This window comes from Actinomadura atramentaria DSM 43919 (assembly GCF_000381885.1).
Taxonomy (GTDB): Bacteria; Actinomycetota; Actinomycetes; order Streptosporangiales; family Streptosporangiaceae; genus Spirillospora; species Spirillospora atramentaria.
Genome location: NZ_KB907212.1, coordinates 130,284 through 154,092, shown reverse-complemented (window position 1 = coordinate 154,092; position 23,809 = coordinate 130,284). Strand labels below are relative to the sequence as shown.

At 76.0% G+C, this 23,809-nt stretch carries 21 protein-coding genes; 6 read left to right on the top strand and 15 right to left on the bottom strand.

What is annotated here, in order from left to right:
• Positions 1–9 precede the first annotated feature (9 nt).
• The 8 genes from G339_RS33670 to G339_RS0114060 form a co-directional block, all read right to left on the bottom strand.
• On the bottom strand, positions 10–1,404 hold the full coding sequence (locus G339_RS33670) for a glycosyltransferase family 4 protein (RefSeq protein ID WP_169514734.1): 1,395 nt from the start codon (positions 1,402–1,404) through the stop codon (positions 10–12).
• On the bottom strand, positions 1,401–3,740 hold the full coding sequence (locus G339_RS36660) for a hypothetical protein (RefSeq protein ID WP_157407660.1): 2,340 nt from the start codon (positions 3,738–3,740) through the stop codon (positions 1,401–1,403). Before G339_RS36660 ends, G339_RS33670 begins: the two co-directional genes overlap by 4 nt.
• On the bottom strand, positions 3,677–4,870 hold the full coding sequence (locus G339_RS33660; protein ID WP_019631724.1) for a glycosyltransferase: 1,194 nt from the start codon (positions 4,868–4,870) through the stop codon (positions 3,677–3,679). Before G339_RS33660 ends, G339_RS36660 begins: the two co-directional genes overlap by 64 nt.
• Positions 4,870–5,643 (bottom strand): polysaccharide deacetylase family protein, encoded by a 774-nt coding sequence (locus G339_RS0114080; RefSeq protein ID WP_019631723.1) that lies wholly within the window; start codon positions 5,641–5,643, stop codon positions 4,870–4,872. The genes G339_RS33660 and G339_RS0114080 overlap by 1 nt, the downstream gene beginning before the upstream one ends.
• Positions 5,640–7,385 (bottom strand): lipid II flippase MurJ, encoded by a 1,746-nt coding sequence (locus tag G339_RS0114075; RefSeq protein ID WP_019631722.1) that lies wholly within the window; start codon positions 7,383–7,385, stop codon positions 5,640–5,642. Before G339_RS0114075 ends, G339_RS0114080 begins: the two co-directional genes overlap by 4 nt.
• Before the next feature lie 43 nt (positions 7,386–7,428).
• Complete coding sequence (locus tag G339_RS0114070; RefSeq protein WP_019631721.1) at positions 7,429–8,823, bottom strand: O-antigen ligase family protein; 1,395 nt, start codon at positions 8,821–8,823, stop codon at positions 7,429–7,431.
• Complete coding sequence (locus G339_RS33655; RefSeq protein ID WP_240489809.1) at positions 8,820–10,397, bottom strand: sugar transferase; 1,578 nt, start codon at positions 10,395–10,397, stop codon at positions 8,820–8,822. The genes G339_RS0114070 and G339_RS33655 overlap by 4 nt, the downstream gene beginning before the upstream one ends.
• A 365-nt stretch (positions 10,398–10,762) precedes the next feature.
• Positions 10,763–11,287 carry a hypothetical protein gene (locus G339_RS0114060; RefSeq protein ID WP_026341429.1) on the bottom strand — a complete coding sequence of 175 codons (525 nt, stop codon included), beginning with the start codon at positions 11,285–11,287 and terminating at the stop codon, positions 10,763–10,765.
• Positions 11,288–11,740: 453 nt separating this feature from the next.
• On the opposite strand from G339_RS0114060, the gene G339_RS0114055 reads away from it, so the two are divergent.
• Both G339_RS0114055 and G339_RS36655 read left to right on the top strand, forming a co-directional pair.
• Positions 11,741–11,998 (top strand): hypothetical protein, encoded by a 258-nt coding sequence (locus G339_RS0114055; RefSeq protein ID WP_019631719.1) that lies wholly within the window; start codon positions 11,741–11,743, stop codon positions 11,996–11,998.
• Between the two features lie 263 nt (positions 11,999–12,261).
• Positions 12,262–13,035, top strand: coding sequence for a class E sortase (locus tag G339_RS36655; protein WP_051107836.1), 774 nt, complete (start codon positions 12,262–12,264; stop codon positions 13,033–13,035).
• Positions 13,036–13,039: 4 nt separating this feature from the next.
• Here G339_RS36655 and G339_RS0114045 read toward each other — a convergent pair whose 3' ends face one another.
• A complete protein-coding gene (locus G339_RS0114045) occupies positions 13,040–14,056 on the bottom strand; it encodes an adenylate/guanylate cyclase domain-containing protein (protein WP_019631718.1) in 1,017 nt (338 codons plus the stop codon).
• 90 nt (positions 14,057–14,146) lie between these two features.
• Between G339_RS0114045 and G339_RS0114040 the strand changes: the two genes are divergently transcribed.
• Positions 14,147–14,905 (top strand): MerR family transcriptional regulator, encoded by a 759-nt coding sequence (locus G339_RS0114040; protein WP_019631717.1) that lies wholly within the window; start codon positions 14,147–14,149, stop codon positions 14,903–14,905.
• 10 nt (positions 14,906–14,915) lie between these two features.
• On the opposite strand, the gene G339_RS0114035 is transcribed toward G339_RS0114040, so the two are convergent.
• Positions 14,916–16,250 (bottom strand): RNA polymerase sigma factor, encoded by a 1,335-nt coding sequence (locus G339_RS0114035; RefSeq protein ID WP_019631716.1) that lies wholly within the window; start codon positions 16,248–16,250, stop codon positions 14,916–14,918.
• Positions 16,251–16,468: 218 nt separating this feature from the next.
• The gene (locus G339_RS0114030) at positions 16,469–16,672 is read right to left on the bottom strand and encodes a hypothetical protein (RefSeq protein WP_019631715.1); all 204 of its coding nucleotides are present in this window, start codon (positions 16,670–16,672) and stop codon (positions 16,469–16,471) included.
• A 115-nt stretch (positions 16,673–16,787) separates the two neighbouring features.
• Between G339_RS0114030 and G339_RS40405 the strand changes: the two genes are divergently transcribed.
• On the top strand, positions 16,788–17,036 hold the full coding sequence (locus G339_RS40405) for a GntR family transcriptional regulator (protein ID WP_019631714.1): 249 nt from the start codon (positions 16,788–16,790) through the stop codon (positions 17,034–17,036).
• 21 nt (positions 17,037–17,057) lie between these two features.
• Here G339_RS40405 and G339_RS0114020 read toward each other — a convergent pair whose 3' ends face one another.
• Complete coding sequence (locus G339_RS0114020; RefSeq protein ID WP_019631713.1) at positions 17,058–18,680, bottom strand: long-chain fatty acid--CoA ligase; 1,623 nt, start codon at positions 18,678–18,680, stop codon at positions 17,058–17,060.
• Positions 18,681–18,767: 87 nt separating this feature from the next.
• A complete protein-coding gene (locus G339_RS0114015; protein WP_019631712.1) occupies positions 18,768–19,271 on the bottom strand; it encodes a SigE family RNA polymerase sigma factor in 504 nt (167 codons plus the stop codon).
• Positions 19,272–19,578: 307 nt separating this feature from the next.
• On the opposite strand from G339_RS0114015, the gene G339_RS0114010 reads away from it, so the two are divergent.
• Positions 19,579–20,541: a hypothetical protein gene (locus tag G339_RS0114010; protein WP_019631711.1), complete on the top strand. Its 963-nt coding sequence runs from the start codon at positions 19,579–19,581 to the stop codon at positions 20,539–20,541.
• Positions 20,535–21,380 (top strand): MauE/DoxX family redox-associated membrane protein, encoded by an 846-nt coding sequence (locus tag G339_RS0114005; protein ID WP_019631710.1) that lies wholly within the window; start codon positions 20,535–20,537, stop codon positions 21,378–21,380. Before G339_RS0114010 ends, G339_RS0114005 begins: the two co-directional genes overlap by 7 nt.
• Positions 21,381–21,490: 110 nt before the next feature.
• Here the strand turns inward: G339_RS0114005 and G339_RS0114000 are convergent, their stop codons facing one another.
• Together G339_RS0114000 and G339_RS0113995 are read right to left on the bottom strand one after the other, a co-directional pair.
• Positions 21,491–22,684, bottom strand: a complete 1,194-nt coding sequence (locus tag G339_RS0114000) for an AAA family ATPase (protein ID WP_019631709.1) — start codon at positions 22,682–22,684, stop codon at positions 21,491–21,493.
• A 221-nt stretch (positions 22,685–22,905) separates the two neighbouring features.
• Entirely contained in the window at positions 22,906–23,793 is an 888-nt protein-coding gene (locus G339_RS0113995) for an RNA polymerase sigma-70 factor (RefSeq protein WP_019631708.1), read from the bottom strand.
• Positions 23,794–23,809: the final 16 nt, after the last annotated feature.

Below are 23,809 nucleotides of genomic sequence, written 5' to 3'. Positions count from 1 at the left end.
TGGCCTTCTTCACTCCACGGGGAGGGAGCCGACGCGCCCTCCGGAAACGGGGGACCGCCCACCGGACGACTCGACGGGCGACTCGACGGGCGACTCGACGGGCGACTCGACGGGCGACTCGACGGACGGCACGGCGGACGGCACGGCGGACGGCACGATGGACGGCTCGGCGGACGGCACGACGGGCGGCTCGGCGGGCGGCACGACGGGCGGCTCGGCGGGCGGCTCGGCGGCGTCGTGCGCCCGCGCGGCGGGCGCGACGGCCCGAGCGGGGGCGGGCGTGGCGGGGGTTTCGGCGCGGGCGTCGTCCTGGGCGTTCCGCGCGGTGCCGGCGAGGTCGGCGGTGAGGGCGGCGAGCGCGGTGAACGTCGCCGCCGCGTCGTGGGCGCGCGCGGCGCGGGCGGCGGCGGTGGCCTCGGCGGCGGCGAGCGGCGAGCCCGGCGCGAGGCGGTCCGCGAGCGCGCGGGCGAGCGCCGCCGGGTCCTGCGGGGGGACGAGCGCGCCCGCGTCCGGCGGCACGACCTCGCGGAGGCCCGGCACGTCGCTGGCCACGAGCGGACGGCCCGTCGCCAGCGCCTCCAGCGCCGTCAGCGGCAGGCCCTCCCAGCGGGACGGGAGCACGACGACGTCCGCCGCAACGAGCCACGCGCGCGGGTCGGGGACGGCGGGCACGGTGAGCACGCCGGGGCCGGTCCCGCGCGGCGGGCACCCGTCGCCGACGAGCGCCAGCAGCGCGTCCGGGCGGTGGTCGCGGACGTGCGGCCACGCGCGCAGCAGCACGTCCTGCCCCTTCTGCCGGGTGATCCGGCCGAGGCACAGCGCGAGCGGGACGGCGGCGTCCAGGCCGAGCGCGGCGCGCGCGGCGGCGCGGCGCCCGGCGTCCGCGACGGTGAACCGCGCCAGGTCCACGCCGTTGCGGACCAGCTCGAACCGCGCGTCGATCCCGCACGCGCGACCCTGCGCCAGCTCGCCCTCCCCGACGCACACGATCGCGTCGGTCCGGCGCGCGGCGCGGCGCTCCCACGCCCGCGCGGCCAGCGCCCGCGCCCCGCGCGCCGCCAGCCACGACCAGCCGTGCGGCTGGAACAGCACGGGCCTGCCGAGCCCGTCTCCGAGCCGCCCGGCCAGCCCGGCCTTGGACGAGTGCAGGTGGACGACGTCGGGCGCGACGTCCGCGACGATCCGCCGCAGCGCCCGCGCCTCCCGCACCGTCGCGGCGGACGGCGCGCGCCCCGCCGCCCACGGCACGTGCGCGTCCCCGACCCGCTCCGCGAGCGGCCCGGCCGGGCACGCGACGACGACCTCGAACCCGCGCGCCGCCTGGTCAGCGGCGGCGTCGGCGACGTACCCGCCGACCCCGCCGCACGTCGGCTGCGCGACGTGCAGGACCCGGACCGCGCTCACGGCCACACCGCCCCGTCGTTCCCGCCGCGCGGCCCCTGCTCCCCCGCCCACCCGGACGGCGCGGGGTCCGACAGCGCGGGCGCGACGATCGGCATCGTCGCGGACGACGACCCCCGCCGCCCGCCCCCCACCGGGTCATCCCCACTCTCCCCAGCCCCCGACCGCACTTCCCCTTCCGCACGCGCCCCGCCCTCCGACCACGACTCGGCCTCGGCACGCGGCGCAGCTTCGGCAGGCGGGAACCCCAAACGCGACCCGGCCTCCGCGCGCGGCCCGGCCTCCGGCCACGCCTCAGCCTCCGCGCGCGGCACGGCTTCCCCCCACGACTCGGCCTCCGCGAGCGGCCCAGCCCCCGCGCGCGGCCCGGCCTCGGGCTGCATCGCGAACTCCGTATGCGGCACGGACCTCGAACCCGGCCCGGACTCCGGGTGCGCCGCAGCCCCCGGCCACACCTCGCTCTCGGCACGCGCCCCGGCGTCGGCACACGGCGCGGCCTCCGACCACGACTCGGCCTCGGCACGCGGCGCGGGTTCGGCACGCGGCGCGGAACCCAAAAGCGGCCCAGATTCCGCGTGCGGCGCAGCGCCCGGCCATGTCTCGGCCTCCGCGCGCGGCGCGGCTTCGGCACCCGGCGCGGAACCCGAACGCGGCACGGACTCCGGGTGCGGCGCAGCCCCCGGCCACGACTCAACCTCGGCACGCGACGCGGCCTCCGCGTGCGGCGCGGCTTCGGCGTGCGGCGCGGCTTCGGTGTGCAGCGCGGAACCCGAATGCGACCCGGGTTCCGGGTGCGGCGCAGGCCCCGGCCACGTCTCGGCCTCTGGGCAGGGCGCGGTGTCGGGGCGCATTGCGTACTCCGGGCGGGACGCGAAGTCGCCGACCGGCGGGGGCGACGCGGGCGGCGGCACCGACGCAGTGGGCGGTGTGCCCGTGGGCTCGGCCCATGCGGGCTCCGTCGCCGCGCCGGAGGAGTCCGCCCACGCGGTGTCCGGCGTCGGGACGGACGAGCCCGGCCGTCCGGGGTCCGTCGTCCCGGCGGCGGAGCCCGACCATCCGCCGGGAGCGTCCGGCCACTCCGGCGACCCGGCAACGGCCGGACCCGCCGCAGGCGGCGCGGCGGACACGCCAGCGCCGAACGCCGCCCCCGGATCGGTCGGCGCCGAGTCCCCGTGCAGCGCGGACTCCGCACGCGGCGCGAAATCCCCGAGCAGCGGGTCAGCCGGACGCGTAATGCCAGAACTCTCCGGCCACACCAGATCAGGCGACGCGCCGGCACTTTCCGCGCGCGCAAGATCCAGCGTCGCCCCGGCAGGGTCAGACCGCACCGAGTCCAACCACACGGACTCCGGCCCGGCAGCGGGCTCCGGCCACACCAGATCAGGCGACGCGGCGGACGCTTCCCGCCGCGTCGCCTCCGGCCCGGCGGACTCAACCCACGCGGCGTCCGCACCGGAAGGCTCGTTCCGCTCAAGCTCTCCCGTCCCGGACTCCGACCGCCCCAGATCCGGCGCGACGGAAACGCCGCTCCACGCGGAATCCGGCGAGGCCCCGGAGGACTCGCGCCGGCTCGGCTCCGACACGACCGCGGACTCAGGCCACCCGGGACGCGCGGGATCAGGCGTCCCCGCAGGCCAAGCCTGATCAGCCGCACCCCAAGCAGGCTCCGGCACCGCCGCACCCGAAGCGGGCTCCGGCCACGTCGGCGCGGGCAGCATCGCGGGCTCCGGGTTCGGCGGACCGGCCGCCGCCGGGGCGCCGGTCCGGGCGGGCGCCGGGCGGCGGGACGGGCGGCGCCGCGTCAGCGTCAGCAGCCCCGCGAGCAGCACGCCCGTCGCCGTCCCGACCGCGATGTCGAGCGGCGCGTTCGGTGCGGACGGCGCGACCGGCGGCACCGCGTCGTCCATCAGCGCCAGCCGCACCCCCGTCTGCGCGCGCCGCGCGTACCCGAACCGCAGCAGCGCGTCCGCCCCGGCGTTGGCGTAGTCCGCCGCGCGCTCCGGCGACGGCCCGGTCCCGGTGACGCGGATGAGCGGCGCGTCCGGCGACGTCGCCGCGCGGACGTGCGGCGCGGCGAGCCCCGCCGACCCGTCCGGCCACGGCAGGTTCGCCCACCGCAGCGTCTCGGGCAGCGCCGCGAGCCGCCCGTACACCTGGGCGAGGTCGACCGGCGCGGGCCCGCCGCGCGCGGCGACGACGATGACGTGCGCGGTCGCGGTGTACTCGGGCGCGCGCAGCAGCGCGTAGCCCGTGCCGCCCGCGGCGCCCGCCGCGATCAGCGAGCCCGCGACGCCCGCCCGCCGCATGAGACTTCCGAGGGTGCGCCGGTTGTGCTCCATGTGCGTGGTCCGTCTTTCGCTGGGTGGGTTCGAGGGTCGTGCGCGGCGGGCCCGTACAGGTCGTGCAGCGCGCGGGCCGTCGCGCCGAGGTCGTAGCCGCCGACGACGGGCGCGACGGGCAGCCGCACCGGGTCGGGTGCGGGGAACCGGGCGAGCGCGGCGGCCCACTCGACGAGGTCGGCGCGGAGCCGCCGGGCGTGCGGCGCGAGGCTCGCGGGCACGTCGTCCAGCGCCGGGCAGGTCGTGTAGAGGACGGGCAGCCCGGCGGCCATCGCCTCGACGACGCCGAGCCCGAACGTCTCCTGCCGGGACGGCGCGGCGTACACGTCGAGCGCGGCGAGCACGCCGGGCACGTCGGCGGTGTCGCCGAGGAACCGGACGCGGGACGCGACGCCGAGCCGCCGCGCGAGCCGTTCCAGCGCGCCGCGCTCGGGCCCGTCCCCGGCGACGACGAGCCACGCGCCGGGCACGGCCGCCCCGGCGAACGCCCGGACGAGCAGGTCGGTGCGCTTGCCCGGCACGAGCCGCCCGACGCAGCCGACGACGGTCTCGGTCGCGGCGACGCCGAGCGCCGCCCGGATCTCCGCCCGCCGCGCCGGGTCGAACGCGAACGCGGCCGCGTCCACGCCGTTGGGGACGGTGACGATCCGCGAGTCCGGCACGCCCCAGCCGCGCAGCCGCGCCGCGACGGTCGGGGACACGGCGACGGTCAGCGTCCCGAGACGTTCCGTCGCCCGGTACAGCAGCCGGACGCCGATCCCCGCGCGCCGCCCTTCGATCTCGCCGTCGCCGAGCGAGTGCTCGGTCGCGATGATCCGCCGGACGCCCGCGATCCGCGCCGCGATGCGCCCGTACACGCACGCCCGGTACAGGTGGGTGTGGACCACGTCGTACCGTCCGTCCCGCATCAGCCGGACGAGCCGGGGCAGCGCCGCGAAGTCCCGGTTCCCGCGCATCCCGATCTCGTGGACGGGCACGCCGAGCGCGCGGATCTCCGCCGCGAGCGGCCCGCACCCGGTCAGCACGGCGACTTCGGACACCACGGGCTCGGCGCGCCGCGCGAGCAGCGCCGCGAGCTGCCGCTCCGCGCCGCCCCGGCCGAGCCCGGTGATGACGTGCAGGACCCGCATCAGACGCGGCCCCGCCAACGCAGCTCGTGCCGCCTCAGCTTGGCGTGCAGCCGCAGCCGCCCGTCGCGCTCGCCCACGTACGTGCGCGGCAGCGCGTGCCGGGACGCGGCCCGCGGCCGGATCGCGCACGCGTAGTCGTACCCGGCGGCGCGCACGGCGTCGGCCTCCCGCTCCCCGACGTGCCCGTACGGGTAGGCGAACCCGGTGACGGGCGCGCCGACGACGTCCGCCAGCGCGGCGCGGCTGGCGGTCAGCTCGTCCGCGAGGTCCGCGTCGGCGAGCCCGGTCGACGAGACGTGCCGCCGCCCGTGCGAGGCGACCTCCATCCCGTGGTCGTGGGCGACGCGGAGCTGCGCGGGCGTCAGCAGCTTCTTGCGCGGCCCGGTGTCCCAGGCGTTGTCGCCGCCGAGCCGGTCGGAGACGGCGAACACCGTCGCGGTGAACCCGAACCGGACGAGCGCGGGCAGGACGCGGGTCGCGAAGTCGGCGTACCCGTCGTCGAAGGTGAGGCCGACGAGACCGCGCGCCGAACCCGTCCGCCGCGCCGCGAGCAGCTCGCGGACGGCGACGCCGCGCAGCCCGCGCGCGGCCAGCCAGCGGAGCTGCCGCTCGAAGCGCGGCGGGCTGACGGTGACGAGGTGCGGGTCGGCGTCGTAGAAGTCCACCGAGTGGTACATGAGGACATAGGGCATCGGCCCGCCCGATTCCGCGGGCTCCGGCACGGGCTCCGGCTCGGCGACGGGTCTCGGTATGAGCGGCGACTGCGGGGTCATCGTGGTCCTTCCGGTCGTCGGGCGAACGGGACGACAGGGGCGAGCGGCCGGATTCCGGCCGCCGGGGGAAGCATGAGGAGCGCCGCGTACACGCCCGCGACGGCGAGTCCGCAGACGGGGAGCGCCGCGACGGGCGGCAGCGCGGGATGCAGCAGGTGCCGGACGGCGAGTCCCGCCGCGCCGGCCGCGCCGGCCGCGAGCCCGAGCCGCGCCAGGCCCGCGCCGAGCACCCGGACGCGGATCGGCACGACCCGCGACCGCACCCCGGCGAGCATGACCAGCGCCCCGGCGGTGATCCCGGCGGCGTTGGCGGCGGCGAGCGCGGGCGCGCCGAACGACGCGACGCCGAGCGCGCCGACCGCGACGGTCAGCGCCAGGCCGAGCGCCGTCGCGAGCGCGGGCCGCCACATCGGGCCGCGCCGGGCGAAGAACGCGCGCGCCGCGACGCCGACCATCGTCTGGCCCCACAGCCCGAACGCGTACACGCGCATGATGCGGGCGGTGCCCTCGGTGTCTGCCGCGCCGAACGCGCCGTGCCGGAACAGGACGGTGACGACGTCCTCCCCGCACGCGACGAGGAACGCGGTCGCGGCGAGGATCAGCGCGCTGACCGCCAGGACGTCGCGCTCCACGCCGTCGCGGAACCGCCGCACGTCGGCGTCGGCGGACGCCCGCGCGAGCCGCGGGAACGTCACGGTGACGACGAGCAGGGACAGCACCATCGGCACCTGCGCGACCTTCTGCGCGTAGTTCAGCTCGGAGATCGACCCGGCGGCGAGCCCGGACCCGAGGAACCGCTCGACGAACACCTGCGCCTGCCGGGCCAGCGTGAACGCGACGACGGGCAGCAGCGCCGCAGCCGTCAGCAGTTCCACCGGCGGGCCGTCCGGCGCGATCCGCCGCGCCGGGCCGAGGCAGCGCGCGAACGCGGGCGCCTGCACCGCGACCATCAGCACGCTGCCGACCGCGACGCCCGCCGCCGCGCTCATCACGCCCCACCGGTGCTGCAGCAGGACGATCGACGCGACGATGCCCGCGTTGTACGCCAGGTAGATCGCGGCGGGCGGCCCGAACCGGCCGTGCGCGCGCAGCGTCGCGCTCATGAAGCCCGCGACGCCGAACATCACGACCGTCACCGCCGCGATCCGCACGCAGCGGACGGCGTCGTGCGGATCGGCGAGGCCGGGCGCGACGCCCGCGACGAGCAGCGGCGCACCGACCGCGAGCGCCCCCGCCACGACGGCGAGCACCGCGACGAGCCGGGGCAGCACGGCGGCGGCGAGCGGCCGCGCGCTGCCCGCGCCGCGCAGCGCCCGCGTCACCAGCGGGACGGCCAGCAGCGCCATCGCGTCCTCGATGAGCAGCGGCGACGCGGTCTCGGGGATCATCCAGCCGATCAGGAACGCGTCGGTGTCGCGCCCGGCCCCGAACGTGTGCGCCATGAGCAGGTCCCGGACGAACCCGAGCGCGGTCCCGGCTCCGACGAGCACGGCGCTGAGCGCCGCCGCCCGCCGGACCGAGACCCGCCGGACGCCACTCGCGGCGATGCGCCGTCCCGCCATCGCACGCTTGAACCCCGCGACGCCGCACGTCACCACCCAGATCCGCCACAGGGCGCCGCGCGCGTTCCACAGCGCGCCCCAGACGAGCCGCCGAACCGCCGACCGCATCCGGCCGCGCGCCGCACCGGCCGTCTCGTCCGCCGCGTCGGGCACCGCCCGCAACGTCACCGCCGTCTTCACACCGGACTCCCCACGGCGGCCGGACCGCGCGTCTCCGCCGCGCTCACGCGCGGACTCCCGCGGTCCGAAGCTGGCCGAACGAGCCGTCGGCCGTCCGGAAGTCGCCCGGCCGGGGCCCGGGGACGGGCCGCCGGGTCGCGAGGGCCCGGTGGGCGACGACGCCCAGGAGCACCGCGACGAGCACGCACGTCGGGCCGCCCTGGTCGGAGTACAGGAAGTCCACGAGCAGCCAGCACAGGAACCCGGCCGCGAGCGTCCACGCCGCGTCGGCCCCGCCGTCCGGACGTCGCTGCCACAGGCCGTGCGCGAGCGTCCCCGCGAGCACGGCGAGACCGCCGAAACCCAGCAGGCCCTGTTCGCTGAGCAGCAGCAGGTACTCGTTGTGCGGGGAGAGGAGCGGCTGCCGGTGGTAGCCGTTGACGGCGTCGGCCGTCTCGCCGCCCGACGACAGCTCCAGCGGCGCGTGCGCGTCGCGGAACGCCGGGAAGTTCTTCACGCCGACGCCCGCGACCGGGTGCGCGCCCCAGATGTCCTCGGCCGTCCGCCACAGCGCGTACCGGTCGCTGACGGACTGGTCCGGCGTGTCGGCCGTGGACGCGATCGACCGGACGCGCTGCGCGACGGTGTCCGCGCCGATCCCGAACCCGCCGACCACGACGACGCCGAGCGCCGCTCCGCACGCGACCGCGACGACGAGCAGCCGCCGGTTCACCACGAGCAGCACGGCCGCGACGGCGACGGCGAGCGCGATCCAGCTCCCCCGGCTCAGCGCCGCGCCGAGCGCCGCCGCGAGCACGGCGAACGCCGGGACGAGCGCGAACCGCGCCCGCCGCGACCCGGCGAGCGCGAACGCCAGCGCCGCGAGCACCCCGAACGAGGCGACCGTGGACAGCGCCATGACGTCCAGCGACCCGAACGTCCCCACCGCGCGGACCGGCGCGCCGTCGTAGGACGCGCCGTGCCCCGTCGCCGACTGCCACAGCCCGTACGCCGACTCGACGACGGCGACCGCCAGCACCGCGCCGCCCACGACGGCGGTGTCCCTCCGCTCGCGGAGCGCGAGGACGACCGCCAGCGGCACCAGCACGAAGATCTGCGCGTTCCGCACGAACCCCGGCAGGCTCGCCGCGACGTCCCGCGACGCGACCGTGGTCGCGCCGAGCGCGACGAGCAGCGGCGCGAACGCGGGGAGCGCCCGCGCGGGCAGCGTCCACCGCCGCGCGACCGCGAACGCCAAGACGACGAGGACGAGCACGGCGCTCACCCCGTCCGCGACGGTCGGGTTCACGCCCCCGTCCGGGTCCTGCGGCCCCGGCGGCACCGCGACCGCCAGCACCGTCGCGGCCACGAGCCAGCTCGGCCGCGCCGCCCCGACCCGGCGGCGCAGCGCCGCCCGCGCGCGGCGGACGGCGCGCGGAACCGCGAACCGGTGCCTCACGCGCGCCGCCGCGGGATCATCGCGTTCGCGGTCAGCAGCAGGATCTTCAGGTCCGTCGCGAACGACCAGTGGTCGATGTAGTGGTTGTCGAACCGGGCGCGCATCTCGATGGAGGTGTCGCCGCGCAGCCCGTGGACCTGCGCCCACCCCGTCATCCCGACCGGCACCCGGTGCCGCAGGACGTAGCCGGGGCACGTCTCGGAGAACCGCCGCACGAAGTGGGGCCGCTCGGGGCGCGGCCCGACGAGGCTCATGTCGCCGCGCACGACGTTCCAGAGCTGCGGCAGCTCGTCCAGCGAGGTGCGCCGCAGGAACCCGCCGACCGGCCCGATCCGGTCGTCGCCGTGGACGGACCAGCGCGTGTCCGCCTCGGTCGCGTCGGCGGGCCGCAGCGTCCGGAACTTCAGCAGGACGAACGGCCGCCCCTCCAGGCCGATCCGCGACTGCCGGAACAGCACGCCCGGCCCGGACTCCCACCGGACGGCGAGCGCGCACGCCAGCAGCAGCGGCCACAGCACGGCGAGCAGCAGCAGCGCGACCGCCAGGTCGAAGGCGCGCTTGAGGAACCGCGCGGCCGGACCGTACGGGCGGCGCGTCAGCGGGACGCACGGCACGCCCGCGAGCCGCCGCACCCGCCCGGTGCCGGACGGGAGCCCCGGCGCGGCGGCGCGGATCGGCGCGCCGGGCGGCGACGGCGCCCAGGACAGCGGCACGACCAGCGTCTCGCAGCCCGCCTCGACGCACTGCCGGACGGCGGGCTCGACGTACTCGTGCTCGATCTCGTCGAGCACCACGACGGCCGTCTCGATCCCGTGGCTCTCGATGACGCGCCGCAGGTCGAACGGCCCGCCCAGGACGGGCGTGCCGCCCGCGCCGTCCGGACTGCCCATCGCGAGCCGCCCCAGCGGCAGCAGCCCGATCTCCGGCCGCCGCCGCAGCGACCAGACGAGGTAGTCGCTGAGCACACCGGTGCCGACGACGAGCGCGGGCGGGCGGCCCCGCGTCCCGTCCCGGCCGAACCGCGCGCACAGCCGCAGCGCCCGGTGCGCCGCGCAGCGCAGCGCCCACGGCGCGAGGACGAACAGCGCCGCCTCCGCCAGCCAGCCCGCCAGCCACTCCACCGCGCCGGAACCCGCGCCGACGGCGGGCCCGGTGAGCGGACGCGTCAGCGCCCCCGTGCCGCGCGGCCCCGAGAACGCCGGGGTGAGCACCGCGAGCCCCGCGACGACGGCGAGCGCTCGGGTGGCGAGCGGCCGAAGGTCGGGGGCGGGGCCGGGCAGCCGCCGCAGCCGGTACAGCCCGCCGGACAGGTTCAGCAGGACGAGCGCGCCGCTCGCCGCCGCCGCGGCCTGCTCCGCACCGCCGAGCATCGCGCGGCCGACCGCGAACGCGCACGCGGCGTCCCCGGCGATCAGCAGCACGGCGGGCATCAGCACGGGCACCAGCACGGGCACCGCCCGCCCCCGGCGCGGCGGAAGGGGAATGCGCGGCGATTCCCCGGTACCGGAGAATTCCGGCGCGCACCGGACGGCATCGCCCGGCGGCGTCTTGGCGACCGGCCTGTGCGTACCCATCCCGACTGCCCCTTGCGCGAGAAGAAAGAAAACAGCCTCATCGGCGAACCGGCGGCCCGGCGACGGCGTCCGATGGCGCCCGATGACCCCCTTCACCGAGGTGGCGTTACTGCGGTGAAGGGCGGATGAACCGCCTGAAGCAAACGACAGCATGGCAGGCGACAGAACCCCGACACCCGCATTTTTCGGCGATGACTGCGCCTTCTTTAACGACTCCAGAGGAGATCACACCGACTTTGATCCCGTACCGGGAAATACCTTCCATTTCCCCGCGCAGCGGTCCGCGGAACGGCCGGACGCCGCGCATGAGAAAGGGGCGGCGCACCGCGCGCCGCCCCTTTTCCCCGGTCCGGTGAGCCCGCCGGTCAGCGCCCCGCGTGCTTGGGAGCCGCCTTCTGCAGGACCGGCTTGGCGGCGGCCTGCGCCGCCTCCGCGCCCTTGTCCGGCTGGACGCCGAGCGTCCGGATCAGCCCGAAGACCGTGTCGCGGAGCTGGCCGCCCGGCAGGTGCGCGCGGATGCCCGGGGACGCGTCGGCGGGCATCTCGCCGGGCGCGTCGGCCGCGAGCGCGCCCGGACCGCCGTGCGCGCCGGGCACGTCGGCGCGGCGCTGCGCCGGGCCCGCCTCGGCGGCCGGGGCCTGCGCGCCCTGCTGCCCGCCCTGCGACGTGTTCTGCGGGGCGTTCTGCGGGGCGACGCCGAGCAGCGTGGAGAGCTGGCCCCACAGCGGCAGGTCGCGCAGCGTCGGCTGCGGCTCGTCGCCCTGCGCGCCGCCGGACGGGACGGGCAGGCTCGGGGCGGCGTTCGCGACGCCGCCGGCGCCGACGCCGAGCGCCGCGACCCCGGCGGCGAGCAGGACGGTGCGGCCGGTCTTCTTCATCCAGGTGCGCATGGTCGTTCCTTCGCGGATGTCGGGTGAGGGTTCCGGGCCGACGCGCGGGCGAGGCGCCCCGCGTCCGCCGAGTCACGGAGAGTAGCAGTCACGTACTCTCCGTCGCCGGAACGCCGGGCGGAGCGTCGGCGGCCGCCCGGCCGCCTCGCGCCGGGCCGCACATCCCGGACCCACCCGTGGATATCCCCGATATCCGCCGTACCACCAAGAACGCTAATCGACCCCGCGCCGCACCATTCACGGCAAACCACCAGGACGACATATCCAAACATTGTGCGACATTCCGTGCATACCGATGCCGACGCAACGTCGCCAAAATGTCAAGTTTGATTAAAGTACGTTTCCTTCGGTTGCGCTGAGGTCACATCTGAGGTGCCATTCTCACGTGTCCCGGACGGCGAACACCCGCCACTGGGGACACAATCCGGACACACTTCATCGAATGGAGTCTCCATGTTCAAGCGTGCGATCGTCACCGGCCTCATCGTCGGCGCCGGTTTCTCGGGCGTCGCCGCGACGCCGGCCCTCGCGGGCGTGGGCGGCGACGACCCCCAGAACCAGCAGCTGCTGAACCTGCAGACCTGCCGCGACGTTCTTCCGATCATCTCGGACATCCTCGCGATCAAGAACCAGCAGGGCAACTGCGGCAACGGCGTGGCCGGCAACAGCAAGCACGTTCACGTCACCGACGTGCACGGCTGGGACCACTGAGTCTCGCACCCTCGGCGAAGCCGCCCGGACCTGGTCCGGGCGGCTTCGCCCTTTTCTGCCCGGAAACCTCGGAACAAAGCCGCGATAATTCGCGTTCCCGACATCCGGGCGAGCCTTTATTCCGGCTTTACGGCAACGGCCGGTGCGCCATTCCGCGCGGGCGTTACGCTCAGGCGTCCCTTTTCCGCGGCCCGTGACGCGACCGGGCGACCGCGCGACCGCGCGCCCGGTTCCGGCGGGCCGCCGTCACCGCCGGGAGCGCCATGTTCCGCAGCCGATCCGCCCGCCCCGTCCGCCCCTCGCGCGTCCCGCGCGCCGGACTCACCACACGCTTCTTCACCGCGCGCTTCCTCACCGCGCGCTTCCTCACCGCGCGCTTCCTCACCGCGCGCTTCCTCACCGCGCGCTTCCTCACCGCGCGCTTCCTGACCACGCGCTTCCTGACCACGGGCACCCTCACCGCCGCCGCGCTGACGGCCGGCGCGCTCACCACCGGCGCGGCGACCAGCGCCGCGACCGGCACCGCGACCCTCACCGCCGCCCGCGCCCTGGCCGTCACCCTCGCGCTGCCCGCCGCCGCTCCCGCCGCCGCCGCCCCCGCCGCCCCCGCCGCCCCCACCGCGGGCGAGCGGATCGGCACGGTGTCGCTGCCGCGCGGCGGCAAGAGCAGCGCCATCCGCGAGGGCGTCTCGGCCGAGGTGCTGGAGCGGGCCGTCGGCCACTACCCCGGCACGCAGCTCCCCGGCCGCCCCGGCAACGCCGTCCTGTTCGGGCACCGCACGATGGGCGCCGCGCCGTTCGCCGACCTCGACAAGCTGCGGCGCGGCGACGTCGTGGACGTCCGGTCCGGCGGCGCGCGCTACCGGTACCGCGTCCGGACGAGCCGCGTCGTCACCCCGAACCGCACCGACGTCCTCAACGCGACGCCGTTCGGAAGCGACCGCCGCAGCGGCTCCTACCTGACGCTGATCACCTGCACGCCGAAGGGCTCGAACCTGCGGCGGCTCGTCGTGGTCGCGACGCTGGAGCGCCGCTGACCGTCTAGGCGCGGGCCCGGCGCACGACGCGCGGCCGGACCTTGCCGAGGCCCTGGAGCGGGCGCGCCCGCAGCGACGACACGTCGTAGCCGGGCGCGCCGTCCAGCTCCCGCGCCAGGTCCGGGTCGACGAGCACCGTCCCCGGATAGGCGATGGCGGTGAGCCGCGCGGCGAGGTTGACGGGCGTGCCGAACACGTCGCCGAGCCGCTGCAGGACCTCGCCGGACGCGATGCCGACCCGGACGCGCGGGAACGACGGGTCGGTGTCGCACAGCTCCGCGATCCGCAGCCCGATCTCGACCCCGGCGCGCGGGTCGGCGGCGGCGTACAGGATCTCGTCGCCGAGCGTCTTGATGACGCGGCCGCCGCGCTCGGCGACCTCCTCGGCCGCGACGCGCTCGAACCGCTCGACGAACTCGGCCAGCTCGGAGCCGTCCATGCGGCGGCTCATCCGGGTGAACGACACGACGTCGGCGAACCCGACCGTCAGCCGGGAGACGCCCACGGACGGGTCGGCCTCGGCGGCGCTGGTCGCGGCGGCGGTGCGCAGGCCCGCCTCGGCGAGCTGCCGCCGCCAGCCGTGCAGCATCAGCTTCTCGAAGACGGGCCGCAGCTCCTCGGTCGCCGCCAGGGCCGCGCCGACGATCTCCGGCGTGACGGGCTCGTCGGCGGGCCAGCGCTCGCTGAGCCGCCGCAGCCAGACGTCGGCGAGCCAGCTCGCGAGGCGGCCCATCGTCTGCCCGACCGCGCGGGAGAGCTGGACGACCATGTCCTCGTCCACGAGGTCGTTGGACAGCAGGCGGCTGATGTCGCGCAGCGCGTCGACGTCGCCGTCGGTGAAGGCGACCTCCTCGTCGGGCGGGGTGGGGAAGCCGAGGGCCTGCCAGATCCGCCGGGCCCAGTCCTCGTCCACCCCGGCGAGCGTTTCGACCTCCTTGCGCGTGTAGCGCAGGGGACCGCCGAGCAGCGTCTCCACGACGCCGACCGGCTCGCCGTCCCTGGACACGGGGGATTCCGTCATGCGACAGTCCTTAATGTGTCATCGTTCGATGTAATGATTGTGCCGAAGTAAGATCCAGGCGGTCAAGGACACGAGTGCGGCGGGCAGGGCATGGCCGAGTATCGAATCGACGAACTGGCCCACACGGCCGGAAGCACCGTGCGCAACATCCGCGCCTACCAGGACCGCGGGCTGCTCCCGCCGCCCCGGCTGGAGGGGCGCGTCGGGATCTACGACGACTCCCACCTCGCGCGGCTGCGGCTCATCGGCGCGCTCCTCGGCCGCGGCTACACCGCCGCCGTGATCAAGGACCTGGTCGGCGCGTGGGAGACCGGCAAGGACGTCGGGGAGATCCTGGGCCTGGAGAAGGTCCTCACCGATCCGTGGTCCGACGAGCTGCCCGGCACCGTCACGCTCGACGAACTGCTCGCGCGGTTCGGCGAGGGCCTGTCCGAGCGCGACGTCGCCCGCGTCCTCGCGCGCGCCCGCGAGCTGGGGTTCCTCGAACCGGAGGGCGACCACTACCGGGTGCCCAGCCCGCGGCTCGTCCACGTCGGGGAGGAACTGGTCGCGGCGGGCATCCCGGTGGACGCCGTGCTCGACATCGCCGCGCAGATCCGCGACGACTGCGCCGTCATCGCGGGCCGGTTCGTGACGCTCGTCGAGGAGCACGTCTTCGCCGGGTTCGCGACGGGCGACAACCCGTCCGGCGACGAGGTCTCCGAGATCGCCGCCGTCGTGCAGCGGATGCGGCCGCTCGTCCGGATGGTCGTGGACCCGTTCATCGCGCGCGCGATGGAGGCCCGCGTCGAGGCGTCCCTGGGGGACCGGCTGGAGCTGATCCGCGACCACCTCGCCGCGGAGCGCTGACCCGCGGCGCTCACAGCAGCGACGCCCCCCACTCCACCGCGACCTGGTGCAGCGCGCCGTTCTCGTCCGCGAACGTCACCGTCGCCCGGCCCGGCAGGTTCAGCAGGCCCGCCTTCAGCGTGACGGTCAGCGCGCCGGTGCCGCCCGGCGCGAGCGTGCCCGCCGCCGGGGACAGCGTCACCTGGTCCGACGACGCGACGCCGCGCCACGTCACCGGGCCGCCCGCGGCGTGCAGGGTGATGCGGCCGACCTTCGTCCCGTACAGCTTGACCGTCGACTCCTCCACGCTCAGCGTGCCGACGCGCGGCGACGGCGAGGACCCGCCGGGCGACGACGGGCGCGTGCCGGGCCGCGACGCGGGCGGCGCCGTCCGGCCGGGCACGTTCGACGACGACGACGGGCCGGGCAGCGCCCGCGGGTCGCCCTGGCCCGGCGCGGGCGCGGTCCGGCCGCCGCCGCTCGTCCCGCCGGACGGGCCCGCGCTCGTCGGCGGGGCGTGCCGGTCCCGGCCCGGCGGCCAGTACAGCGTCGTGCCCATCCCGCCCGGGCCGATCAGCAGCACCGCGACGACGGCCGTGACCAGCACCCCGGCCATGCCGCCGCCCGCGAACAGCCAGCGGCGGGTGAACGGCGACGTCTGGTCCGGCTGCGTCGGCATGCCCGCGGGCGTGAGGACGCCGCCGCGCGCGGCGATGTCGGCGCGGTACCCGGCGAGTTCCGGGTCCGTCGCGGTGTGCATGACGCGGTGCCGCAGCGCGGCGGGCAGCACGGGCGGCGGGGCGGCGAGGCCCGCGTCGGGGGTGCGGGCGGCCGCGACGGCGACGGTGCTCCCGGCGTCCTCGGGTTCCGGTTCCTCGGCGGCGTCCAGCCGGAGCCGGGCGCGGTCCGTGCGCGTCCGGACGCGCCGGACGCCGAGCCCCGTCACCGCCGCCGCGTCCGCCGGGCCGAGCCCGTGCCGGTCCGCGAGCAGGACGAGTTCGCGGTCGGCGGGGGTCAGGTCCGCCAGGACGGCCGGCGCGCCGTCCGCGTCGCCGAGCGCGGTCTCCCCGATCGTCGGCTCGCCGCCGCGGACGCGCTGCAGGCACCGCCGCCGCGCCGCCCCGTACAGCCACGCGCCGAGCCCGACGCGGCCGCGCAGCCGGGGCGCGCGGCGGCACGCGTCGACGAACGTGTCGTGGACGACGTCGGCGGCGGCGCGGTCGTCGCCGGTGAGCGACCGGGCGTAGTCGTAGACGCGCTCGGCGTAGGCGTCGTAGAGGTCGCCGAGCGCGCGTTCGTCACCCTCGTGCAGGCCGTGGACCAAGCGCCGGTCGGCCGCCGCGTCGAAGGGGGACCACCTCGGCATGTCGCGCTCCCCTGGGCACCGCGACGCGCCCCGCGTTGGACGGCCTGGCGGGACGCGTCAGGACAGTGAATTCACCCTGGATACACCGTCGAACCCCTCTCGCACCACATGATGCGCTGAAATCGGCCACTTCGGACGATGCCCTGACATGGCGTGCGTCATCGGTTAGCCGATGAGAACAAGACTTCTCACCACAGAACACCGGACCGGCGGCGGTCTCACCGGGCCGCGCGCTCGACGACCGCCCACCACGTCTCGGCGGTGTCGCCCGGCAGCCAGAACGACCGCACCGCGCCGGACGGCGTCCGCACCCGCCACCAGCCGCCGCCCTCGTCCAGCGCGGTCATGACCGCCGCGCCCGTCGCCGCGTCGAACGCCACGAAGCCGCTGTCGGCCGCCGCCTCCAACACCAGATCGCCCACCGGTCCCCCTTCTCCGCAGCCGCTCTATGATCTTGGTCTGTACCTACCTGTCTCAGCCTGTACCACGCCAGGCCAGGACGTCGAGCGACATTTGAGCAGACCTAGGGTCCAAAGAGTGAGCATAGATCTGCTGGGACCCGACCCGCTTTACACGCAGATCGCCGAAGAGATCGCGCGCCGTATAGACGAGGGCGTGTACGTCCCACAGCGCGCGATCCCCTCCGAGGCCGCTCTCTGCGAGGAGTTCGACGTCTCGCGGAACACGGTCCGTGCGGCGGTGCGCAAACTCGCGGAGGCGGGGCGCGTCCGGACGGTCCGCGGCAAAGGCTCGTACGTGCTGCCGCCGAACCCGCCCTCGTCCTGACGCGCCCCCGCCCGGAGCGCGTCAGCCGACGGTGACGACCGTCAGCTCGTCGTCGGCGTACCGGCGGCGCAGGACCTTCTTGTCGAACTTGCCGACGCTCGTGCGCGGCACCTGGTCGATGAACGTCCAGCGCTCGGGGAGCTGCCACTTGGGGACGCGCTCCGCGAGGAACGCGCGCAGTTCCTCGGGAGCGGTCGTCGCGCCCTCGCGCAGCACCACCGACGCGAGCGGGCGCTCCTGCCAGCGCTCGTCGGGGACGCCGACGACGGCCGCCTCCAGCACGTCCGGATGGCCCATCAGGTGGTTCTCCAGCTCGACGGACGAGATCCACTCGCCGCCGGACTTGATGACGTCCTTCGCCCGGTCGGTGAGGATCAGGTAACCCTCCGGCGAGACCGTGCCGACGTCGCCGGTGCGCAGCCAGCCGTCGTGGAACTTCGACGGGTCCGGGTCGCGGTGGTAGGCGCCGGTGATCCACGGGCCGCGCACCTCGATCTCGCCGACGGACGTCCCGTCGTGCGGCAGCACCGCCTCGTCGTCCCCGACGACGCGCAGCTCGACGCCCGCGACGATCCGCCCCTGCGAGACGCGGTGCCGCAGCGCGTCGTCGGAGCTCGCGCCGAGCGGCGGGTGCGCGATCGTCGCGAGCGGCGACGTCTCGGTCATGCCCCACGCCTGGACGATCCGGACGCCGATCTCGTCGAACCCCCGGATCAGCGACTCGGGCACCGCCGACCCGCCGCACGGGACGAGCCGCAGCGACGACAGGTCCGAGCCGTGCTCGCGGACGTGCCGGAGCACGTCCGCCCAGATCGTCGGGACGGCCCCGGCGATCGTCGGCCGCTCCGCCTCGATCAGCCGCACCAGCGGCTCGGCCTGGAGGAACCGGTCCGGCATGACGAGCGACGCGCCCGCGAGCACCGCCTGGTACGGCAGCCCCCACGCGTTGGCGTGGAACATCGGCACGACGGGCAGCACCCGGTCCGCCGCCGACATCCCGAACGCGTTACCGGTGCAGCCGAGCACCGCGTGGAGGTACGCGGACCGGTGCGAGTACACGACGCCCTTGGGGTTGCCGGTCGTGCCGCTCGTGTAGCACATCGCGGCGGCGGACCGCTCGTCCAGCTCGGGCCAGTCGAAGTCGGGGGACGCGGCGGCCAGAAGTTCCTCGTAGTCGTGAAGCTCCTTGCCCGCCGCTTCGAGCGGGGTCCGGTCGCCCTCCCCGACGACGACCACGTGCCGGACCGTCTCCAGGCGCGGCAGGACGGGCGCGAGCACGCCGATCAGCGACCCGTCCGCGATGACGACCTCGTCCTCGGCGTGGTTCGCGATGTAGACGAGCTGCTCGGGGAACAGCCGCAGGTTCAGCGTGTGCAGCACCGCGCCCATCGACGGGACCGCCAGGTACGCCTCCAGGTGCTCGGCGTTGTTCCACATGAACGTGCCGACGCGCTGGTCGCCGTCCACGCCGAGCCCGCGCAGCGCGTTGGCGAGCCGCGCCGCGCGCTCGCCGACCTCCGCGTACGTCCGGCGGCGGACGCCGTCGCCGGTCCAGGTGGCGACCTCCGCGCCCGCGAAGATCCGCGTGGCGTGGCGCATGATCGAGCCGATCGTCAACGGGACGTCCTGCATGGTGCTCAACATCGGTGGACCTCCAGCTCAGGGCGGGTGCCTGACCTGGATTCTGTCCAATTGGCGGGGAAATGTCAGCAGTCACTTCCGCACCGGCGGCTACGGCGCGGAGAGGCCGGCGATGGCCGCGTCGTCGCGGAGCCGCGCGACGGCGCGCGAGACCGTGCTCTTGACCGTGCCGACGCTGACGCCGAGGCGGTCCGCGATCTCGCTTTCCGACATATCCTCGTAATAGCGGAGGAAAAGCGCGGTCCGCTGCCTTTCGGGGAGGCGGCGCAGCGCGCGGCCGAGCGCGTCGGTGAGGTCGGTGCGGCCCGTCGTGTCGTCCACCGGGCGATCCGGCAGATCGTCGGTGGGATAGACCTCGAATTTGCGGCGGCGCCATGCCGAAATGTGCGTGTTCGCCATCGCGCGGCGGACGTAGCCGTCCACCGCCGCCCGGTCGGCGATGCGGTCCCAGGCGAGGTACGTCTTGGCCAGCGCGGCCTGCAGCAGGTCCTCGGCCTCGGCGCGGTCGCCGGTGAGCTGGGCGGCGGCGCGCAGCAGGGCGGGGCCGCGGGCCGCGACGTACTCGCGGAACTCGTCGTCCCTGTCGTCGCTCACGTCACCTCGCGTCGGGTCGCACGGCGGCCGGTTCCGTCCCGGGGCGCGGGGACGCGCCGGGTCTTCTGTGAGCGTCGCACGGGAACCGCCATATCGGTCCAAGCGAAACGGCATATTCGGGTCAACCGGTGGAGAATGCTTGCCCCGGGGTGAGTAATCCTTATCCCGCACAAGACGTATGCCGACAAATCCGTCGACAGTCGGGTCACGTGGCGTAAACCTTGACTCACACCACTACCGGCGGTGGGCGGCCCTGCAATGCGGCCCGCGCCGGACCGCCCCCGCACCGAAGCCGGAGCCCCGCCCGATGCCACCGAACCGCCGGGAATCCGCCCGGCGCCGCCGCCGCGACGCGGTGCTCGGCGCCCTCCCCGACCCCGCGCCGGACCCGGCCGCCGACCCGCCGTCCGCCGTGCGGCCCGGCGCGTACGCCGGGACCGTGCTCGACGCCAGTCCGCACCTGCTCGTCCTGGCCACCCCGGACGGCGAGGTCCGGCTGCCGCTCAGCGACCGGACCTCGGTGTGGCACGGCGGGGACGGGGACTCCGCCGCGCTGCGCCCGGGGCGCACGGCGGTCGCCCGGCCGCACCGGGGGCGGCCGGGCACCGACCGGGTGTGGATCGACCCGGTCCGGGTGTCGGGGACGATCCTGTCCGCCGCGCCGACCGCCGTGGACGTCGACCTCGGCCCGCACCGGGGCGTCGTGCAGGTCGCGGTCCCGCCGCACGTCTACGCGCAGATCCGCGTCCGGCACCCGCGGCTGGAGCCGGGCTACCTGTTCGACGCCGTGTGCGTCCGGTCGCCGGGCGGCCCGGTCGCCGTCGCGCCCGGCACGTCCCAGCCGGGCCACCGCGCGGACGCGCGCACCGACCTCGAACCCGACGCGGCCGTCCCGACCGAGTCGCACGGCACCGCGACCTGGTTCGACGGCGGCGACGCGCCCGGCGCGGCCTACCCGGCGGTGGACGCCGAGGGCGACGCGGGCGGCTGCGCGGACGCGCCGCGCGGCTGCGTGCCGCTGCCGGTGCTGTCGATCGGCAGCGCGGTCACCGTCCACAACTCCTGCACGGGCCGCACGGCCCGGGTGCCCGTCACCGAGTGCGGCTGCGTCGCCGCCCGCTACTGCGACCGCTGCGTCCAGTGCGGGACGTCGCCGCGCGGCCGGCTGATCGAGCTGACGCCGGTCGCGTTCGCCGCGCTCGGCGGCGATCTCGACAAGGGCTGCTTCAACGCCATCCTGCGCCACGACCGAGGAACCCGACGATGGTGACCGCCTTCCAGAACACCCAGGTCCTGCTGCTGTCCGGCGTGCTGCTGGCGGCGTGCCTCGCCAAGCTGGCGATCCGCGCGCCCGCGCCCGCGCCCGACCACGTCCACGGCGTGCCGCTGCCGGGGCGGCTGCGGCAGGCGACGGCGCTGCGGCACAGCCGGACGATGTCGGTGACGGTCGCGCTGGTCGAGGGCGGCCTGGGCGTCGCGCTGCTGGTGACGTCGCAGTTCTCGGTGCGGCTGGCGACGGCGCTGGCGTTCGCGGGCGCGACGTGGGTGGTGAGCGAGCTGCGCGTGCGCCGCCCGGACGCGGGCTGCGGCTGCTTCGGCGGCCTCAGCGTCCAGCACGTGGACCGGCGCAGCGTCGCGCGGGCGCTGCTGTTCACGGCGGCGGCGCTGGCGGCGCTCGGCGCGCCGCGCGCCGGGTTCGCGGTGCTCCGCGACGGGCACGCGACGGCGTGGCTGGGGCTGCTGGTGGTCGAGCTGGCGCTGTTCTGCCTGCTGTCGCCGGAGATCCCGGCGCTGCTGGAGCGCGGCGGGCTGCGGCGGGCGGGCGAGCCGTGCGAGCGGCGGCACAGCCCGCTGGAGGAGACGATGCGGACGCTGCGCGCGAGCGCGGCGTGGACGGGCCACGAGGAGAGCCTGGTCAGCGCCGTCCCGCTGGACGTGTGGCGGGAGGGCTGCTGGCGGCTGCTGGCGTACCGCGCGGTGTCGGACGGCCGCCCGGTGGAGCTGGTCTTCGCGGTCTCGACGGCGGCGAAGTCGCGCCGGGTGCGGGTCGCGATGGTCCCGGCGGAGGACGAGCCGAGCCCGGCCATCGGGAAATCTACGACCGTCTAGCCGGGAGCGTAGATCATCGAATACTCGCCGATGACGCGCGCCGCATCGCGTTCTCTAGCCGCCTCTAGCGAAAACCCAAGAGTCCCCGATAAAGACCTGACGAGCCGACGTCACGCGGGTTGGGTCCGGAGGAACTTCCCGAAGTGGGGCACGGTGAAGGCGACGAGCCCGCGCTCCGCGCTGTAGATCAGGCCCTTCTTGATCAGGCCGTCCCGCGCCGGGGACAGGCTCGACGGCTTGCGCTCCAGCTCGCCCGCGACGGCCGCCGTCGACACCGGCTCGTCGCCGAGCGCCGCCATCGCGCGCATGTAGTCGCGCTCGGCGGGCGTCGCGCGCTCGTACCGGCTGCCGAAGAACCCGACCGCCAGCTCGCTCTCGGCCTCCGGCGCGGCGACGCGGATGTCCTCGGCGGTGATCGGCGTGTCCGGCGCGACGTCCCACACGACCTTCGCGTACGCCTGCACGAAGTACGGGTAGCCGTCCGCCGCGCCGTACAGGGCGTCCAGCGCCTCGGGCGTGAACGTCACCTCCTCGCGCTCGGCGGGCAGCAGCAGCGCGAGGTCGGCGGACTCGCGGTCGAGCCGGTCGATGCGCGCGTACCGGAACAGCCGCTCGGAGTAGGACTTGCTGGCCGACAGGACGGCGGGCAGGTGCGGCAGGCCCGCGCCGACGACGATCAGCGGGCCGCCGCTCTGCGACAGCTCGTGGCACGCGGCGCACAGCGCGGACACGTCGTCGGCGGGGACGTCCTGCATCTCGTCCACGAACAGCGCGATGCCCGCGCCGACGTCGGTCGCGACGGACGCGGCGTCCACGAACAGCTCGGTGAGGTCGATCTCCAGGTCGCCGGAGTCGGCGCGGCCGCGCGTGGCGGGCACGTCGATGCCGGGCTGCCAGCGGTGGGCGCGGGCCGTCGCGGTGCGGCCGCCCTTGCCGTCGTCCTCGCCCGCCTGCGCGAACGCCTTGAGGACGCCGAGGAACTCCTCGATCCGGTCCGGCGCGCGGTGCCGGGGCGCCAGCTCGCGGACGGCGACGTGCAGCGCGGACGCGACGGGCCGCCGGATCGACTGGTCCGGCCGCGCCTCGATCTTGCCCGTCCCCCAGAGCCGCTGGATCGCCATCGAGCGGAACGTGTTGAGCAGGACGGTCTTGCCGACGCCGCGCAGCCCGGTGATGATCATGCTGCGTTCGGGGCGGCCGCGCGCCACGCGTTCGAGGACGACCTCGAACTGCTTCAGCTCGCGGTCGCGGCCGGCCAGCTCCGGGGGGCGCTGCCCGGCGCCCGGGGCGTAGGGATTGCGCACGGGGTCCACGGTCTCGGACTCTATGAGCCGGTATAGCTGAGGCCGTAGATTTGCGTAGAAACCCGTGCGGCGTGTCGCGCGCGGGGCCGCGCACCCGCCATGCTGGCCGCGCGTGCGGCTGCGGACGGTCGCCATCGCGCACCTCCCGCGCCGATAGGTCGAACAGTTGTTCGAGACAGTAGCGCATGGACTGTCCGGTGTCCCGCATTCCGCGCCCTCGGCTAGCGGAGCGTCAGCGGCGTCTCGGTCCCGGCGCGCGTCAGCTTCGCGGGGTTGCGGACGTGGTAGACGCCCGCGATCCGGCCGTCCTCGACGCGCAGCGCGATGACCCCGTCCAGCTCGCCGTCCAGCCGCAGCTCCAGCGCCGGGAACCCGTTCGCCGTCGTCATCTCGAAGGTGATCGCCGCGCCGTGCCGCGCGGTGCCGCCCAGGTAGTAGCGGACCAGCCGGTCCGCGCCGACGACCGGGTACAACCCGGCGCGCTTCACGCCGCCGCCGTCGTTCACCAGGACGACGTCCGGCGCGAGCACGTCCAGGAGCCCCTGCGGGTCGCGGGTCTCCAGCGCGCGGCGGAACGCCTCCACCGCCGCGCGCGTCTCCCGCGCCGACACCGCCCGGCGCGGCCGGTGCGCCTCCACGTGCCGCCGCGCGCGGTGGAGGATCTGCCGGACGGCGGCGGGCGTCCGGCCGACGGCCTCCGCGATCTCGTCGTACTCCACGCCGAACACCTCGCGCAGCACGAACACCGCCCGCTCGGTCGGCGCGAGGCGTTCCAGGACGAGCATCATCGCCATCGAGACGCTTTCGGCGAGTTCGACGTCCTCCGCCACGTCCGGCGCGGTGATCAGCGGCTCGGGCAGCCACGGCCCGACGTACGCCTCCCGGCGCTGTTTCAGCGTGCGCAACCGGTTCAGCGACTGGCGCGTGGTGATCCGCACGAGGTAGGCGCGCGGGTCGCGCACGTGCTCCAGCTCGACCCGCACCCAGCGCAGCCACGTCTCCTGCAGCACGTCCTCGGCGTCGGCGGCCGAGCCCAGCATCTCGTAGGCGACGGTGAACAGCAGGTTGCGGTGGGCGACGAACGTCTCGGTCGCCGCGTCGGCGCTCACGGGGCTCCCTTCTCAG